General features: G+C 45.5%; 14 protein-coding genes and 1 pseudogene. 8 read left to right on the top strand and 7 right to left on the bottom strand.

Going from position 1 to position 18,040, the window contains the following annotated elements; all coding sequences use genetic code 11:
* On the top strand, positions 1 to 532 hold a 532-nt coding region (locus AC58PQ_RS15700), incomplete at its 5' end, for a transposase (RefSeq protein ID WP_497243023.1).
* Positions 533 to 737: 205 nt separating this feature from the next.
* Here AC58PQ_RS15700 and AC58PQ_RS15705 read toward each other — a convergent pair.
* Positions 738 to 1,847: a glycoside hydrolase family 88/105 protein gene (locus AC58PQ_RS15705; protein ID WP_497243025.1), complete on the bottom strand. Its 1,110-nt coding sequence runs from the start codon at positions 1,845 to 1,847 to the stop codon at positions 738 to 740.
* 148 nt (positions 1,848 to 1,995) lie between these two features.
* On the opposite strand from AC58PQ_RS15705, the gene AC58PQ_RS15710 reads away from it, so the two are divergent.
* From AC58PQ_RS15710 to AC58PQ_RS15725, 4 genes are all read left to right on the top strand, one after another.
* On the top strand, positions 1,996 to 2,841 hold the full coding sequence (locus AC58PQ_RS15710; RefSeq protein ID WP_497243270.1) for a helix-turn-helix domain-containing protein: 846 nt from the start codon (positions 1,996 to 1,998) through the stop codon (positions 2,839 to 2,841).
* Between the two features lie 188 nt (positions 2,842 to 3,029).
* A complete protein-coding gene (locus AC58PQ_RS15715) occupies positions 3,030 to 5,579 on the top strand; it encodes an ABC transporter substrate-binding protein (RefSeq protein WP_497243027.1) in 2,550 nt (849 codons plus the stop codon).
* Positions 5,580 to 6,143: 564 nt separating this feature from the next.
* The gene (locus AC58PQ_RS15720; protein WP_497243029.1) at positions 6,144 to 7,397 is read left to right on the top strand and encodes an MFS transporter; all 1,254 of its coding nucleotides are present in this window, start codon (positions 6,144 to 6,146) and stop codon (positions 7,395 to 7,397) included.
* A 41-nt stretch (positions 7,398 to 7,438) separates the two neighbouring features.
* A complete protein-coding gene (locus AC58PQ_RS15725; RefSeq protein WP_497243031.1) occupies positions 7,439 to 8,242 on the top strand; it encodes a serine/threonine protein kinase in 804 nt (267 codons plus the stop codon).
* A 282-nt stretch (positions 8,243 to 8,524) separates the two neighbouring features.
* Here AC58PQ_RS15725 and AC58PQ_RS15730 read toward each other — a convergent pair whose 3' ends face one another.
* The 5 genes and pseudogenes from AC58PQ_RS15730 to AC58PQ_RS15750 all read right to left on the bottom strand — a co-directional run bounded on the left by AC58PQ_RS15730 (position 8,525) and on the right by AC58PQ_RS15750 (position 12,289).
* On the bottom strand, positions 8,525 to 9,385 hold the full coding sequence (locus AC58PQ_RS15730; protein WP_497243033.1) for an EcsC family protein: 861 nt from the start codon (positions 9,383 to 9,385) through the stop codon (positions 8,525 to 8,527).
* A 372-nt stretch (positions 9,386 to 9,757) separates the two neighbouring features.
* Positions 9,758 to 10,231 carry a protein-tyrosine phosphatase family protein gene (locus AC58PQ_RS15735; RefSeq protein WP_497243272.1) on the bottom strand — a complete coding sequence of 158 codons (474 nt, stop codon included), beginning with the start codon at positions 10,229 to 10,231 and terminating at the stop codon, positions 9,758 to 9,760.
* Positions 10,217 to 10,636, bottom strand: a pseudogene (gene arsC, locus AC58PQ_RS15740) (arsenate reductase (thioredoxin)); the annotation flags it as partial. The pseudogene arsC and the gene AC58PQ_RS15735, both read right to left, overlap by 15 nt.
* 24 nt (positions 10,637 to 10,660) lie before the next feature.
* Positions 10,661 to 11,953 carry an arsenic transporter gene (locus tag AC58PQ_RS15745; RefSeq protein WP_497243035.1) on the bottom strand — a complete coding sequence of 431 codons (1,293 nt, stop codon included), beginning with the start codon at positions 11,951 to 11,953 and terminating at the stop codon, positions 10,661 to 10,663.
* Between the two features lie 15 nt (positions 11,954 to 11,968).
* Positions 11,969 to 12,289 (bottom strand): ArsR/SmtB family transcription factor, encoded by a 321-nt coding sequence (locus AC58PQ_RS15750; RefSeq protein WP_477589946.1) that lies wholly within the window; start codon positions 12,287 to 12,289, stop codon positions 11,969 to 11,971.
* 167 nt (positions 12,290 to 12,456) lie between these two features.
* Here AC58PQ_RS15750 and AC58PQ_RS15755 point away from each other — a divergent pair, with 167 nt between their 5' ends.
* The 3 genes from AC58PQ_RS15755 (at position 12,457) to AC58PQ_RS15765 (ending at position 15,318) form a co-directional block, all read left to right on the top strand.
* Complete coding sequence (locus AC58PQ_RS15755; RefSeq protein ID WP_497243037.1) at positions 12,457 to 13,266, top strand: transporter substrate-binding domain-containing protein; 810 nt, start codon at positions 12,457 to 12,459, stop codon at positions 13,264 to 13,266.
* Between the two features lie 121 nt (positions 13,267 to 13,387).
* On the top strand, positions 13,388 to 14,659 hold the full coding sequence (locus AC58PQ_RS15760; RefSeq protein WP_497243039.1) for an FAD-binding protein: 1,272 nt from the start codon (positions 13,388 to 13,390) through the stop codon (positions 14,657 to 14,659).
* A 2-nt stretch (positions 14,660 to 14,661) separates the two neighbouring features.
* Positions 14,662 to 15,318: a hypothetical protein gene (locus tag AC58PQ_RS15765; protein WP_497243041.1), complete on the top strand. Its 657-nt coding sequence runs from the start codon at positions 14,662 to 14,664 to the stop codon at positions 15,316 to 15,318.
* Positions 15,319 to 15,686: 368 nt separating this feature from the next.
* Here AC58PQ_RS15765 and AC58PQ_RS15770 read toward each other — a convergent pair whose 3' ends face one another.
* On the bottom strand, positions 15,687 to 18,017 hold the full coding sequence (locus AC58PQ_RS15770; protein ID WP_497243043.1) for a beta-propeller domain-containing protein: 2,331 nt from the start codon (positions 18,015 to 18,017) through the stop codon (positions 15,687 to 15,689).
* Positions 18,018 to 18,040: the final 23 nt, after the last annotated feature.

The following is an 18,040-nucleotide window of genomic DNA, read 5'->3' on the forward strand; positions in this document are numbered from 1 at the left end:
CAAAGATAACTTGGCCGAAATGAAGGAAGAACAAATTCAACCTGTTGTCCCTTTAAACCCCATTGTACACAGCGGAGGGTTAAAGCAAGAAGGCTTCGAATACAATAAAGATGCTAATTTTGTTATCTGTCCTGCGGGTGAACATAGCATTCGAAAAGCTCTACAAGGCAGTAAAAATAGCGGGGAAAGCCGCTCATTAGTCTTCTATTTCGATGTCGAGAAGTGCAAAGCATGTCCACTAAGAGAAGGTTGCTACAAACCAGAATCCAAAAGTAAAACATTTTCGATTCGAGTAATAGCGGAGCACTTCAAGGAACAGATTGAGTTCGAGCTTAGTGACACGTTCAAGAAACGGATCAAGCGCAGGCCGATCATTGAACACAAGAATGCTGAAATGAAAAGGTTCCACGGTATGGACATAGCCAAATACCGGGGCCTATTTCGCATGCGAATACAGGCATATCTTACCGCATTCGTCGTGAATGTGAAGCGAATGGTCAAGTTAATATATCAAAAGCAGCCCGCCCTCTGACGAGAACGGACTGCTTTTTTTCTTTATCTCATACTTTTTCCATTTCGAAGATCCAATTCAGACAAAAGTAAGGCTTTTGCATTGCTCTCCTAATGGGTGCTTTTTCTCAATCATAATAATAAGTCCGCTATATTTCTCCTTAAACACTGTGATACGCCCTAAGAGGACGAGGTAATCGCTTTTTTAGCTTTTCAACTTCTTAATGTTATATCGCTTGTTGAGCTTTACTCATCTCCACACACATGAGAATAAAAGCGCCTGCGCCGTGCAAATCATTCTCGCTAGTTGGACGGGCGATATAGTGGGCGTAGTCTCCAATCCCTGTGCCGATACAGATTTGGCCAATAATCACATGGCCGTTCTCATCAAAATTCAGCGTATCAATGACCCCTTGATATCCTTTCCACGCATACGACAAATACTTGGCGTCGAGGTAGCCGAATCGCACGGCTTTGGCAATCGCATGCACATACAAGGCTGTACAGGAATTTTCCAGCCAATTATCCGCTACGTTTCCTTTGTCCACAACCTGATACCATAAGCCTGTGGCGGCATCTTGATAGTGCGTCAAGGCGATGAGCAGATCTTGAAGAATGCTCGTCAGTTTGGTTTTATCCTTGTGGTCCGCAGGAAGGTATTCGAACATTTCCAGCAAAGCGACGGGGAACCAGCCGATGGCGCGGCCCCAGAATTCCGGTGCCAAGCCTGTTACAGGATCAGCCCAAGCAGCAGCTTTGGTTTCATCCCAACCGTGGTATAGTAAGCCTGTGTTAGGGTCCTTGGTATGCTTTTCCATCAGGATCGCTTGGTAGGTCATCATGTCAAAATAGTCGGCTTCGCCGAATGTCTTGCCGAACTGGACGGTGATCGGTCCAGCCATATATAACTCATCCAGCCACATTTGATTCGGGTATTTGCCCTTATGCCAGAAGCCGCCGGATGGATTGGTTGGCCATGTCTTAAAATGAGAGACAAGCGTGTACAAGGCTTTTTTATATCGCTCGTCCCCTGTTTGCTCAAACAGATTAAAGAGCAGTACGCCAGGCTGAATATCGTCGAATTCATCCGGGTTGTACTTTTTGATACTGCCATCGGCAAGGATCTGGCTGTCCACCCACCGTTTGATATACGTATAATATGTATCGTTCTTCGTTTCCTGCCAGCATTTCTCCATACCCGACAGAAAGACGCCCTGATGATAGTGGAATCGGTCCGGCGGAAGCGATTCCGGCTCGAATTTGAGCATTAAAGCTTCACACGCCTTCTCGGCCCATTGAATGGGGGTTAGGGTGGTAAGGGATTCTGAAGATTGCATCGTGTTAACTCCTCCTTCTTGATATAAGCCTATTTTAGCAGAGGAAAATGTACATTTTTTGCGAGAATTCCTATTTTCTTCTTATATCTTGCAGAAAATGAGGGTAGGCGTATAATAAATGACAAATCCAGTGAGAGGCGGAGCATCGATGGGTGATTTTCAATTCGATAACCATGAAGGGACCTTCTCGGTATCCTATCGAAAGGCGTTAAGCCACAATATGCCAGTGAGCCATTTTCATAGTACGTACGAAATTTTCTATTTGATGTCTGGCAAACGGACATTTTTCATAAAGGACAGGACGGTAATCATCAACGAGGGGGATGTTATCATCATTTCTCCGAATATTCTTCATCGGACGACCAATACGGAAATGCCCAAGCATGAGCGGCTCATTGTTAACATTCATGAGACATACATGGCCTTGGTGAATGGTTCCTATAGGGATATTTTGCAACCACTGCTCGATAACGCGTACATCATCGTAAAATGTCCCCTGCAGGATCGGCTCTCCATCGATGCTATTGCACAGAGCATCATGCAAGAGATGCAGGAGAAGAAGCCTGGCTTCGAGATGTTCGCGCAGACGTTGGTGCTGCAATTGCTCATGATTTGCTGCCGATATATCAAACAAAACCGTATGGAGTCGCTAGAATCTCCAAGCCCCATGCACGAAAGAATTTCGGAGGTTGTTCGCTACATGAACAGCCATTACATGCAGGAGCTGCCGTTGCATCTGGTAGCGGAGAAATTTTACATCAGCCCGTATTATTTAAGCCGTTTTTTTAAGGAAGCTACGGGTTTTACGTTCGTGGAGTATTTGAACAGCGTCAGGATCAAAGAAGCGAAAAAGCTTCTGGAGCAAACCTCTATGAAAGCCTCTCTGATTGCCAAAAAGGTTGGCTTCGGGAGTGTAACGCATTTTGGTCGCGTATTTAAGTCGGTTACGGGACATGCTCCTCTCTATTACAGGAAGGAAAGTAGTTATTCGTAGAGGGATATTGGGCGAAATTCCCTATTCAAGTGTCTGTGTGAAAATCTTGTATTTTTAAGGATGCGGCACTATACTTTTTATTAAGATAATCTAGTGACAGAAAAACCATACATGATTGGTTCTTCACTTTGGAGCTAAAGTCGTGAATGGTTTTTTTGTTATGAACAATTGGAGAGAGGGTTATATTCATGAGAAAGAAACTAGTAGCATTTCTAGTAGCATTAGCTTTGCTAGTGAGCACTCCCAGCCTTTCGATGGCTGATGATGCAATTCCCGTACTTTTGAATGGGGAGGCGATTTCGTTTGAAGTACAACCGTTTATTGAAGATGGCACCACAATGGTACCGTTTCGCTCCATATTCGAGAAGCTTGGTTTAGCCGTTAGCTGGGATGGAGACTCAAAAACGGTTACCGGTTATTCTAGTGATTTAATAATTACACTCCAAATTGGCAGTACGACTGCTATTGTAAATGAGATGCCGCAACAGTTAACGATGGCACCGAGAATCAAAGATGGGAACACGTTCGTCCCCCTAAGGTTTATCGGCGAATCTAGTGGAAAAAGGGTGCTCTGGGACGATAAAAAGCATACCGTTCTAATCCGTGATGAACTATCTGATTATGTAGAGAATACGCTCTACAATAACAGCAAGAAGTTGACGTATGTTGGGGATCAAAAAGATGGCCACGTTGCCATCAATTCAGACGGAAAGCTCATTTTTGAAGGAGAATTAAACGATTCTCAAATAAGTGGAACAGGTACACTCTATTGGCAGGGTGGGCAGAAGCGTTATGAAGGTCAATGGTCCAATGGCCTCATGAATGGAATAGGAAAGCTCTATAATGAAGATGGTACTCTTCTATATGAGGATATAACAATGGCCGACAACATTATAGGCGGAAATGGGACGTACTATGACGGTAATGGATGGGTTTATAAAGGCGAATTGGTTGACGGATCAGCCAATGGGACGGGGAAATATTACGATCCAAGCGGAGTCCTTTATTTTGAAGGGCAAGTAGAGAATTTCTTATTTGAAGGGCAGGGAAAAATCTACTTTACCGACGGGAAAGTCCGTTATGAAGGTGAGTTCCACGATAATGCGGCGAATGGACAAGGTACCCTGTACAATAAGGATGGTAGTTTAGACTTTAAAGGATTGTTTAAAAATGGATTTCCTATGATTGATAAAGCTGCAACTCAGCAAATCGCCATTAATTTCTCGGCTGAACCTCCAGTATTAGACAGCTCGAAAGCTACAGCGAATGCTGCTTTCACCATGATCAATGCGTTCAACGAAGGTTTGTACCGTCTTGATAAAGAGGGTAAAGTACAGCTTGGGCTAGCAAACGATATGCCAACAATAACGAATAATGGTCTTACCTACACAATCACATTGCGAGACGCCAAGTGGAGCGATGGTACGCGAGTAAATGCTAACGACTTCGTAAACGCATGGAAACGCACCCTAGATCCTGCGACCAGAGCGCAATATAGTTTTATTTTAGAGGGGATCAAAGGCGGACAAGCTGTGAAGAATGCTAAAACGCCGAACGAAGTGAAAAAAGCAAAAGACGCACTTGGTTTGAAAGCATTGGATGATAAAACGCTTGAAATCCATTTGGAACGGCCAATTGCGTACTTTCCAAGTCTGCTTGCTTTCCCGATTTTCTTTCCACAAAAAGCAGATTTCGTTGCAGCACAAGGAGACCGGTATGGTGCTGAGGCGGATAAAGTCATTGGTGCAGGTCCGTTCAAGCTAGTCAGATGGGAGCATGGTCAGAGACTCGAATTCGTGAAGAACGAAAACTATTGGGACGCAGCGAATGTGAAGTTGAACAAGTTCGTAGTTTACATCGTAAAAGACGGAACAACTGGTTTCAATCTGTATAAATCGGATGTGGCGGACGTTTCCGAGCTGAGTGTGGACTACTTGAACTTGTATAAAGGTACTCCCGATCTCGTAGTTAAGCCGGAGCTGACTACATCGTATCTTATGTTCCAGGAGAAGAAATTCCCCGCTTTCGCAAATGCGAAAATACGGCAAGCTCTTACATTAGCGATTGATCGAGAAGAGTACATCAGACAAGTTATCAACAATGGTTCCATGCCATCGACAGGTTTGGTACCTAACGGAACGCTAGACGGGAATAATCAAAGCTTTCGTAAAGTAGCAGGAGATGACGTTGAACCGAAGTTCGACTTGGCGAGAGCGAAGCAGTTACTTGCAGAAGGTCTGCAAGAACTAGGTATGACATCGCTGCCAACCTTCAAGCTGATAGCGGATGACACGATAACAGGAATGCACTCCATTGAATTCATTCAAGCACAATGGCAAATGAACCTGAATATCAATACGACTCTGGAGCCGCTACCGCATGCGATTCGTGTTGATAAGCAAAGTAAACACGATTACGATGTCGGTCTTGCATTATGGGGCGCTGACTACAACGATCCGATGACGTTCTTAGACATGTGGGAGACAGAGGGCGAATTCAACGAAGTCGATTGGTCAAACCCGCAATATGATCAATTATTAAATTCCGCTCGCTTTGAAACAGATCCAGAAAAACGATCGAAGATGCTTGTTAACGCTGAAAAGATGTTGATGCAGGAAATGCCAATTGCACCTCTGTATTTCCGCAGCCGTGTTTTCGTAAGAAAACCAAACATTGACGGCCTATTTTTCCCTTCGTTTGGCGTAGAGTGGGAGCTGAAATGGGCTAGCGTAAAGTAAAACGGATTGTTCCGCTTGTGAAAAATAAGGTTGTCCCATGGACACGAACTGGTACCGGTATTCATAAGTCTGACATGACTATGGAAAAGGCAGCAAACCCTTGAGTTTGCTGCCTTTTTGCATGTGTATGAAATTAATATTTGGTCAAACAAATGACTAATATTTTCCTAATAATCTTACGTTAATATACAAATAGAGGGAATTATTTTGTGAAATCTAACATAGGACGGAGATCGATACGATGGAATCCATTCTTCAAGCGAAAATTGAATCGTTACGATTTGAAATGATCAATCAAGCAGTTATTAACGGAAGTCTGACACATGATAAAGTGCGTATCGGTTAGTCAATTGTTGGATAGATACATTCTGCTATATCAAAAGTTAATTATTAAAAAAGCTAAATTGAAATTAATTAGTTAATGAGTCCTGATCCGGTGCAGGTTTTCGTAAGCTACATACGACAAAGTGAAAAGTAAACTCCACCTATCCTACCAAATAATTTGAACTAGATGCCGCCGCCATGTAAGATAGAGCACATACTAGCAAGAGGAAAGGCGCATCTATGTGGACGTATATCGTACAGTTATTTCGTGATTTATCCCCTAATGTGAAGCGGTTCATCGCGACAGAAAGCTTGTTTGGCATCGGAGTAGGGATTTCTAGCCTAGTCCTTAATTTGCATTTATTAGATCTTGGTTTTTCCAAAGGTGACATCGGTAAAATAACGTCACTCGGGGCGCTGACCATTGGCTTGGCCAGCTTGCCGGCAGGCTTTATCGTGAAGCTTGTCGGACGCAAAGCGATGCTCGTCACCGGCATGCTGCTGGCATTCCTATCACTCACGATCTTCGGGATCGGGACCAGTATCGCCGCGGTTACCGCCGCGCAGCTTATTTATTCGCTTGGCGTTACAGCGATTGTTAACTCGGAAATTCAATTGATCTTCCAATATTGCAGCAGCAAGAAAGAAGAAACAAGTGCGTATTCGTTGCTGTTCGCCATCTTTACGTTGTTTACCGGTTTAGGCACATGGCTTGGCGGTTATCTGCCGGAATGGCTGCCCGGGCACACCACATCGTATCAATATGCCTTCTTCGTTGCCGGTGGATGTTTAGGGCTCTCGGGCCTATTACGGTGGTTGCTGCTGCCTTCTTCACATGCTAAGGCGCAAGAGGGTGCAGCAGATGAAGTCAGCGGCGTTCAACCAGCGAAGTCTTCCGATCAGCCGATGAGCAGGCATGCCATGTATTTTCTGCTGCTGCTTTCCCTGCTTATTTTCAACTCTGGCTTTACGTTCGGGCTGCTGAGTCCATTCCTGAATGTCATCCTGAAATTCCGATTTCAGATGGAGGACGGGGCCATCTCTGGTTTGCTCGCGCTGTCTGGATTTTTCTTCTTCATTGGCTCGATCGTTATGCCATATTTCGTAGAGAGATGGGGAGGCCGCAGGACATTCGTGTTCCTGTTTCTGTATAACATCGTCGTCGTGGCGCTGATGGCGATCACGATGCCAGCTGCTGTATTTGCTATGCTGCTGCTCATTCGCGGAACGGGCTTCACGATGTTGAACAACTTGATGGACAGTCAATGCATGTCAGCCGTCGCTGAAAAGGACCGCAACTTGTTCGCAGGTATGCGGACGGTGTCTCGCAGCATCGGCAATACGATCGCCTCTTACTGGGCGGGCTACATCTTAGCTGGCAATCATTATTCGCTGCCCTTCCTTCTTACCGCGGTTGCCTTGCTAGCCGGGTATGCCGTTTATGCTTGGTTCGTGCAGGGGAAGCTGGATCGGAGACTGCAAGGCCAAACATGACGGGGGAATAAACGTCAGTCAAAGAAGGAGGGCCCCTAACCGTGATTCCTTATCTGAAACGGGTATATGAAGCATGGATCGACTATCCTCGAAGAAGAGGCACGGTTCTTCGGGATCAATATCAAATTGAACGCTTTCTAGGGATGGGAAGCTATGGGTTAACCTATTTATGTCAGGACAGGAGGTCCGGCCAGGAAGTCGTCGCGAAGCAAGCTAAGCCAAGTAAAGGGCGGCTTGGTCAAGACCTTTTGAAACGCGAGATGGCGATCATGAGTCAGTTAGCACATCCCTCCATTCCAAGATGCTATTCGTCTTTCGAAGAATCGAAACGATTGTATATGATAACCGAATATATCCAAGGTCGGACCGTGGAGGATTTAATTTTTGAACGGGGAGCTCAGTTTGGGGAGAAGGACGCCTTAAGCCTTATTCGCCGTTTGCTGGATATCGTACGCTTCATTCACGAGCAGGGCATCGTCCATTTGGATATTCGCATTCCGAATGTCATTTTAGACGGGGAGCGTATGAGCCTGATTGATTTCGGTTTGGCTGCTCGCTTAGGAGAGCCGGCGTGGTTAACGATTGATTCCGATGAAGAGCTAATCCGGAGAAGAACCGTAGCCGTCACTTCAGATCTGTACGCGATCGGTCATTTTTTACTGTATATGCTGTATTCAACCTTCGAATCGAGTGGTGATCAGGAGGATGCCATACGGGGATGGGAAGAGGAATTGTCGATGTCCGTGCAGACGAAGCATATGCTTCGGAAACTATTGCAAATCGATCCTCCTTACGAGAGTGCACAGGCATGTATGGAGGAACTTGACGCATTACTCACAGTGTAAAAAGAAAAAAGCCACTTTCGCGGCTTCGGATTAGCTGGAGCTTCCTCTTCTGTTTTTATAATAACCATGTCCTTGATGACTGTGTCCGTATCCTCCACGGTCACTTGAAGAATAACGTCGAGTCACGTGTACGCTGTGATTAGAGCTGCTATGTCCGTAGCGTCGGCCTCGTCTGGAATGGAGAAGAGATCCCAATAGTTTACGTAGTAAATATTTGATCACCTTACATTCCTCCTTTCGCGGTTTACTCCTTAATACGGCAAGAGCACACGTTGGTTTCAGCTAGCCATCCACTTGGGCGTGCAGGCGTTCCAGAATGCGCCGCTTGCGGTACAGCATTTTTGCAGCTTCGCCAACATCCTTCAGCGTTCCGCGATTGATCCAAGCGCCGAAGAGGATGCCCGCGATTGGAATGAGCTGGAACAGCTTCTTCCACCCCCAATTATCGCGGTACGTGGCGAATACCTCGCGCCAGCCCTGAAGCTGAGAGATCATTTGCACCTTCTCCTTATCGGCAGAGGCGTAGTTCGACAGCTCTTCGAGAATCGCCTTTTTGCCGACAATGTCGGAGGAAGAGAATTGCAGGACTTTGATCGTGAAGATCCGCTCCTGCTTGTCTTTGGGATCATAGCCATAGCAGATGGCGATTTCCTGAATGGTTTTCAAGGACAGGCCAAGGATGGCCGGAATATCGATAGCGAGTGTCAAAATCCCGCCAATGCCTGTTGTCGCGCCTTGTAAGGTAGCAATTTTAGAACGATTCAGTACAATCTCATCGGCGGTTTGATCCAGTACCTGAAGTGGTAAGGTTCCCACGGATGCAATCGTAAGCGCCTCCGTAAGATCTGTTCGGTTAGCGCTGCCCCGCTCAAACACTTCTTCAACATGCCGCAAGGTCCCCTTTTCAGAAATTAAATATCGTCCTCCCGCTTGCAAATAATTCCCGAGCTCGTCCAAGGCTTCCCCTATTTTTTTATTCAGAAACTTTGGCGTTAAGCGATCCAGCACCTGGAAGGGAAGGCGCCCGAGCTTTTCCCAAAACCACAGATCTTTCTGTTCAGCTTCCCAGGCTTCTATTTCACGAAGGGCTTGCTGCAGCTCATTATGGGTTTCCGGATGGTGATTGCGTTCAAGATCATTCATGCTGTGCACAACTCCTTTCTACATCGTATACGTATGGTTTCGCATTTGGATGCAGATAAATAGATCTACAGCACACTTCTCACCAACAAAGAGGTTTTCTCATAGCATTCCAAAAAATCTTAGATTTTGTGTAGTCGAATAATCGACTAACTCGAGAGATATAGCGAAAAAATTGCTGTAAAGGAACCTATATGCACACCGAAGACAACACGGGGGACGTGCAGTACGGAAGTGTTCCTGCAACCTGCTGGACTAGTCAATGGACCTTTGAACCTGCCAGTTACTAAAGGTAAGAAGTGCTTCTAAATTGCAAAAACCAGCTAACCCCGACTCAAGGGTTTGGCTGGTTTCTCTGGTTTCTTTCATCTTATTTTATTTTATGGGGTTAAACAATTTTTCAATGGCTTCTCGCTGTGCTGGTTTAATGTTTACCTTAGCACGAATACTTTTGGCTAGGGCTTCAGCTTCTTCGATGGTCTGACTCTTGCCTAAAGTAATCAAGGTACCAACTGCGACAGCACCTGTTCGGCCTCCGCCACCCGCACAGTGAAACCCGACTTTTTTACCGCTTTGGTAGGCTTCAATCACGTGATGAATGGCTTGTTGAAACAACTGGTCTTGCGGTCCCGCTGCATTGTCACCAAGAGCGACTTGAATCCATTGGACGTCGCCAGCAGGGTATGCACACTCTGTAGCTTCACCACGCAAATCTATGATGACTTCAACACCTTCATTTTTAACCATATCCTCAACGTCCGCAGCTCCGCCAAAATAAATGCGATCCTCGACTAATGCTTGATAGTTTTTAGGTGTACGGGGCTCGATATCGTGTCTATCTTCCTTCAAGAATTGCTCAATCCGGAGCTTAATAGCATCTCTTACTTCACGGAATTTAGCTGTAATTTCTTCTTCCGTTCCGGTTGCTTTGGCAGGGTCATCGAAACCCCAGTGCCATCTTTCGGCCTTATCGTTACGCGGGGCAGGGCAGTTATCGTTAGCATGACCACACAACGTAATGATGTAGTCAGCTTGGCTTAAAAGCTCAGGATCAATCACGTCAGATGTGTTGTTCGAGATATCGATTCCAGCTTCTTGCATCGCTGCAACAGCTCTTGGGTTTAAACCGTGTGCTTCCAGACCAGCGCTTCGCACTTCATATTTCTCACTGCCCAAAGCTTTTAGAAATCCATCTGCGATCTGGCTGCGGCAGGAATTACCTGTGCAAAGAAAATAAACTAATTTTTTGTCCATGTGGAACATCTCCTTAAGATTGATTTATGTGATTAAGCTTAACCATACGTACAAACCTATGAGTGTAATGAGTAGGGTTGGAACGGTAAGGATAATACCCATTCTGAAATAGTAACCCCAAGTTATTTTCACACCTTTAGTAGATAGAACATGAAGCCATAACAGTGTGGCCAATGAGCCAATTGGCGTGATTTTAGGCCCCAAATCGGATCCAATCACATTGGCATAGATCAAAGCCTCACGGATCATCCCATCCGTCCCAGTCCCTTGGATAGCAAGCGCATTGATCATAACCGTCGGCATGTTATTCATGACAGAGGAGAGAATAGCCGCTAGAAACCCCATTCCAACGGTGGAAACAAACAATCCGTGATCAGCTAGTTGCTCGATCAAGCTTCCTAGGGCATCGGTCAGACCGACATTTTTCAACCCGTAAACGACAACGTACATCCCGATCGAGAAAATCACGACAGCCCACGGTGCGTCTTGAATTACTCGTTTGGTTTCAATAGCTTTGCTAGCACGGGCAAAAAGAATAAACACTAGTGCCGCGATACCGGCAAGGATAGAAACGGGGATCTCAATAAATCCACTAATTAGGTAAGCGACTAACAGAGCACCGAGTATCACCCACGATAGACGAAAAAGTTTGAGGTCCTTGATCGCTTCGGATGGACGCTTCAACTGAGCCATATCGTAATTTCGCGGAATGTCTTTTCGGAAAAATAGGAAGAGAACAAGCAAGCTGGCCCCTAATGAAACTAAACTCGTGACGAACATTCGGCTTGCATAGGTTACGAAATCAATACCAAAGAAATCAGCAGAGACGATGTTTACCAAATTACTGACGACAAAAGGAAGTGAGGTTGTATCCGCGATAAAACCGCTTGCCATAATGAAGGGCAGGATCATTTTGTCTGGGAATTTCAGCGCTCGAACCATCGCTAGAACAATGGGGGTTAAGATCAGTGCGGCTCCGTCATTCGCAAAAAGGGCTGCAACGGCTGCTCCGAGCAGGATGACATAGATAAACATGGTTCTCCCGTTACCTTTGGCCATACGTGCCATATGTAAGGCACACCATTCGAAAAAACCGATCCCATCAAGGATGAGTGAGATCAGGATGATGGCGACAAAAGCTAGCGTAGCATTCCACACCATGCCTGTCACAATCACGACATCATGAAGAGATACCACTTGGCAAATGAGTGCTAGCAGGGCTCCTGCCGAAGCGGACCAGCCAATATTTAACCCTTTAGGCTGCCAAATTACAAATGTTAATGTGAGTAAGAAAATAAAGACTGCTAGAAATACCATCGGATCCTCCTCTTACTAATCGCAACAATTAAGCTGTTCACAAGATGTCGCATTCACTTTTTCTTTTTGGGAAGGCAAGTGTTGAAATAGATCTTGTAAGAAGGGTTTATCGCTGATGTTTAATGAATAGAATACCCATTGTCCCTTTTTGGTTTCTTTCACTAAACCACCGTCTTTGAGCTTTCGCATATGTTGACTCACATTCGGTTGGCTCGTTTGCAAGATCTCAACAATCTCATACACACAAAGCTCACGCTCATTGAGCAGAGAAAGTATCGTCAGTCGCATTTTATCGCCTAGGAGCTTGAACACATCGGATAACTTATCTATTTCCATCCCAATTACACACTCCTTTTCTTATCTATAGATCATTATATAATCATTCAATTATATTTAAAAGTGAAGAAATTGTAAAATACTTAAGCCGAGCGAAGTAACTGTATAACCATCTAACTATTTACAAATAATACCTCTGTTTACCTAATGAGGAGGGTATTGAAGCAATGAATGATGGCGTTAGAAGCAAACGAGGAATCGTCCTGTTAATCCCCCTGTTGGTAGTCCTGATTGCTTCAGGATGCGGACAGAATAAAACGGTCAAAGTCGGCATCGAAGAGAATTTCCGCCCCTATACATTTACTGAAGGGGGAGAGAAGAAAGGCTTTGAGGTGGACTTATGGCAAGCAATCGCTAAAAAGTCGAAAATTAAATATGAATTAGTTCCAATGGAAATGGGTGAATTGAATAAAGGCTTAAGATCCGGCAAAATCGATTTGGCCATCGCGGGGAAGACCATTTCGGATGCACGCAGTAATGATCTTGACTATTCCGATCCTTATTTTCAAACAAATTTGGTGATTCTTACCGCTTCGGAGAACGGGGTTATCAAAGGTAAAGATGACTTGGCCCAAAAAGTGATAGCCACCGAAAACGGATCTACGGGGTATTACTACGCAAGTGAAATTCCAGGAGTGAAAATCCATAGTTATTCAAGAATCTCAGATGCCTACGACGAAATAAAAAATCATACTGCGGACGCAGTTATCGTCGAGGAACGCAACGCGCAAGATTTCATCAAAAATACAGGGCAAGGAAATGTAAAAATAGTAGGAGAGCCGTTCAACAAAGAAAGCCTTGCTGTTCTAGCTAAAAAGAAAAACAAGTACATCGGAAGGATCAACGAAGCGCTCCAAAATGTGTCCAAAGACGGGACTTATGAAGACGTGTATACCAAGTGGTTCAGTAGTAAGCCGAAAATGCTGCCAAATAAAATCAAAAAAGAAGTGGAATACGACTTACAGCATGAAGCGTAAGGATGTGCGTTAATAGCTTGCCGATTTATCGGCAAGCTATTTGCTATGTGTAATTCATGAAATTCCAATGCCCATGTCTAGTTATGATAAAATAAATATACACGAAAGGAGTGGGATATGGATGTTAAATAATCGGAACTGGGCTGGCAATTATACATACAGCGCCTCAACATTTCATGTTCCCACGAACGTGGAAGAAGTACAGGATTTGGTAGCTCGCAGCAGTCAAATCAAGGTTCTTGGCACGCGCCATTCGTTTAATGGCATCGCCGATTGTACCGAAAGCTTGATCTCGCTTCAGAACCTCAATCGCGTGATCGCGCTCGACAGAACGCACAATAGAGTAACGGTTGAAGCAGGCATTCGCTATGGAGAGCTGGGACATTATCTTCACGCGAATGGTTATGCGCTGCACAATTTGGCATCGCTGCCTCATATTACCGTTGCTGGTGCATGCGCAACCGCTACTCATGGTTCTGGAGATCGGAATGGCAATCTAGCGACAGCGGTTCATGCAATGGAAGTCGTTAAAGCAGACGGAAGTATCGCTATGTTCTCCCGCGAGCATCAAGACGGGCTCCTTGCCGGATCAGCCGTTGGACTAGGCGGACTAGGCGTAGTTACGAAAATCACGTTGGATGTCGTCCCATCCTTTCAGATGAGACAGTACGTATACGACAACCTGCCAGTGGCGCAGCTTGAAGACCACTTCGATGATATTTTCTCTAGCGGCTATAGTGTCAGCCTGTTCACGGACTGGAAGGAATCGAGATTCAATCAATTGTGGCTGAAGCGGAAAATGATGGACCCTACCTCCATCTTCGAGCAGGTGGAACCTGCATTTTTCGGAGCAAGACTAGCCGACATGCATCGTCACCCGGTGCCAGGTCACAAAGCCGTGAATTGCAGTGAACAGATGGGAATCCCAGGACCATGGCACGAACGGATGCCGCACTTTCGGATGGATTTTACCCCAAGTGCGGGCGAAGAATTGCAAAGCGAGTATTTTGTGCCGCGTCATCATGCTTACGAGGCATTGTGTGCTTTGGGCAGCATCAAGGAGCTGATAGCGCCACTGCTGTATGTTTCTGAGATACGTACAATTGACGAAGACGATTTGTGGATGAGTCCCTGCTACATGCAGCAGTCGGTTGCTATCCATTTTACGTGGAAACCGAATTGGGAGGCCGTTAGGCAGGTGCTGCCCATCATTGAACAACAACTTGAGCCCTTCCAGGCTCGACCACATTGGGGCAAGCTGTTTACGATGCAACCAGCCCGTTTGCAATCACTCTACGAGAAGCTGCCAGACTTTCAGCAATTGCTGCTTCAATGTGACCCGCAAGGGAAGTTTCGCAACGTCTTCTTGAAAACGTACATTTTAGGAGAATAACGATGAAAAGAATTGGCTGCTTTCATGCCCATTATTCCAATATTGAACATATTGAAAATGCCCTGCGTAATTTGGATGTTGAACTCATTCATTTTGTAGATCCAGGTCTGGATCGAATCAAGATGGATGCGGATTTCACTACTGAAATTGTCCAAAAGAAAGTACTTGAAACACTGGATTGGATAGCCAAATGCCATGTGGACGCGATTTTAATTACATGTACTTTTTTTACAGCCATATATGATGAAGAAATACATCGCTTTCCGATCCCGATCATCTTAATTGATGACCCACTGTTCGAAGATATCTGTCAGATGAATCAGCCCGCCATCATTGTATTTACGAATCCGAACACAGTGCAAGGAACGATGAATCAATTAGCAGCCTACGCCAAAAGGAAGGGAATAGCGATTGAAGTGGAGCCTTCCCTTCTGGAGAATACCTTTGATCTTATTATGCAAGGTAAAAAAAGTGAGTACATCCAAGCTGTCTCACAGGGGTTAGTCCATTTGATCGGGGAAAATCCAACGAAGAGTGTGGTTGCTGCCCAGCTTTCGATGGTGCCAGCCGCGCAGGCTGCCGAGAAGCAAACCAATCATTCCGTGGGGAATCAACTCGACTCGTTGGCCACCTATTTGAAAGAGGTTTTAGCCATGTAAGCCGGCCCCAGCCAAACGAAAAGCCTCGATCCAATTTTTTTGGAATCGAGGCCTTTCTAAATAAACCAGAATGTATATTTTGGATTTGGGATCCCTGATTTTATGCCCATCAAGCATCCAGATTTGAGCAGAAAACTGCAAAAATACATCTTTTTTTCTTCAGAATTCCACAAAATAGATAAATAGTTTAAAAAGATGTATATTTGCATCTTTACTGTAGATCGCGACTTCTCTAGTGGAAAAAGATGCATATTCGCATCTTATTTGTTAGATCGTGACTTCCCGAGGACGGTTTAGCCCTTTTGCTTAAGACGCAGAAAGTATTATTCAGCCGCCAAGCGGCCACTTTTGGTCCACTCATCTAGGTCTTACGGAATGACGACCGCATTCTTTTCCTGTAGCGTGCTGAGGTCGTTCGCTTTGATTAAACCGTTCGAGACGGTATACAGCGTATCGCCAATATAGAGAACGCGCTGTACCTGTTTGTCACCGGCATAATAGTATTGGCCGGCTTTTTGCAGCTCTTCCTGCGAGAGATGGGTGATGCCGCCGCGGAATTGGAAGCCTTTTTCCAAATCAAGGTTGTAGACGTACGCCCCCTGGAAAGCAAAGCTTCCGTATGCAGCCACATTCTTCGGATTATTTGCCGTCTGATTCGGATCGATTTTCATCACAGTAACCGGGAAGGAAAGTAGATTTTTCTCCTTGGAGAAGAGCAACGCACGATGATTGTACAGCAGCTCGGAATCCGTTCCACGATCCCCGATCATTTCAGTAAATTTCTCCTTCGGATTGTTCACATCGGATACATCGAACAACGCTACTTTCATGCCTTGGTAATAGGCGATGGATTGTGCGCCTAGCGCGTTTTTGTTATCCACCTCGATCGTATCTTTCCCGAAGCCAATAATATGATTTTCATCATACGGATGAAGATAATTGCTGTATCCAGGAATCTTTAATGCCCCTAATAATTTGGGTGCAGCAGGGTCTTTTAAATCCATGACAAACAGCGGATCCGTGTTTTTAAAAGTAACCATGTAAGCACGGTCACCCATGAAGCGGGTGGAGTAGATGCGCTCACCTGGCGCGATATTTTCGATCTTGCCTTCCACTTTCAGGTTCGCGTCAAGGATGTAGACATGGTTTTTCGATATCCCCTCATCTGTCCGCCAGATTTCCCCTGTTGTCGTAGCAAGTCGGAGGTGACCGTTATGCTCATCCATGGAGAATTGATTGAGCAGATGTCCAGGCACCTTGCCCGTATTCGTATACACGGCTTTTCCAGTGTTCAGCCCGAATTGATAGAGAATCGTTTCCTGTTGCTGATCTTCATATTTCGTCGCCGCTACATATAAGTTTTCTTCAGAGGCGTACACATTCTGCCCCGATCCGAGGTACGACGTGACATTCATTGTCTGCGTCAGATCATTCAGGTTTATGCCTCCGATGAGGATATAATTGGGCTCTAGCGCTTTGGGCAAATAATAGATCTGATCTAACGGAACCGAAGTGAAGGAATCGCCCGCCGAGGAATCCCGGTAAGATGGGGCTAGCTCTTTTTGCGCGCCTTCCATATTAGCCATTTCTCGGTATTGATAGTAATTGACATACTTATTGGCAATAAAATAAAGAGATGACCCGATTTTGCGAGAAGACATGTAGTTTCCTTCAAGCTCAGCATCTTTAATAAGCTTCAAGTTACTCCGATCCGTGAGATCGTAAACCATGACCTTCGTAGTTGCCTGCGATCTCATAGGCATGATCATTCTCTTTTCCGTTATACCGATGCTTGGTGAATCGTTGTAAGGCACTGGTTTAAAGTTCTGATAGGATTGCCCGATCACGATCAGATGCTTGTCATCCACGTAGATTTCACTTGGTTGGAACTGCGTGTCTTGCGTTGTAGGGAAATCAAGGATACTCAGTACTTTCATTTGGTCCGCGGGATAAGCTGCAGTGACGACGATACGTTGCTTATTCACGGTATAAATGTACGTTCCATCTGTCTTCACGACGTCCGATTCATCGACACCCTGAACTTGTACGTTCGTTCCGGAGTATTCGGGTGCCACCACTGACTTGGCTGAATCTTGGGCTGCGACACCAGCACTGCCGGCGGTAGCTGGAGCTGAAGCGGTGCTTGAGGATTCGGACTTGGATTCTTTTGCCATAAAGACGCCAGTGAGCATCCCGTTGCTTTCATTCTGCGTCAACAATGTGACCAAGTGGTCATAGGTGCCCACAACCGGCAAGCTGTCAGCCTGCTTCGTAATGTTTACGGAGCTCGTTGCTGAGTCCCAACGGACAACATGATTGGCGCTTTCCATAAAGAAGCGCAGCGGTACGTAAAGAGAGTCATCCACGATTTGCGTGATGCCTGACATAGTGATTGCTTTTCCGTTTACGTAAGCAAAGTCCGAATTTATGGGTAATTTAAGCTCATACCCATTGCCAGTAATAACGGCAGTACGTTCAGCTTCTTGCCAAGTGACGTCCATGTCTAAAGCGTTTGCAAGATCGCGAACAGACGCCATCAGAACACCGTCCATCATGCGAGGCTGCAACGAGAACGTGATCGGCTGGCCCTCGAGTTTGACCGTGGTTCCCTGACCCGCATTCGTGGTCACAGGAGTAAAAGCGGAGGTTAAGAGTATCGCGGTGATTAGGAGGCCGGCGGCCAAAACCTTTTTCTTCATCTATCTCATCCTTTGCTTAGTTA

The sequence above is a fragment of the Paenibacillus sp. J22P143 genome (assembly GCF_059692035.1).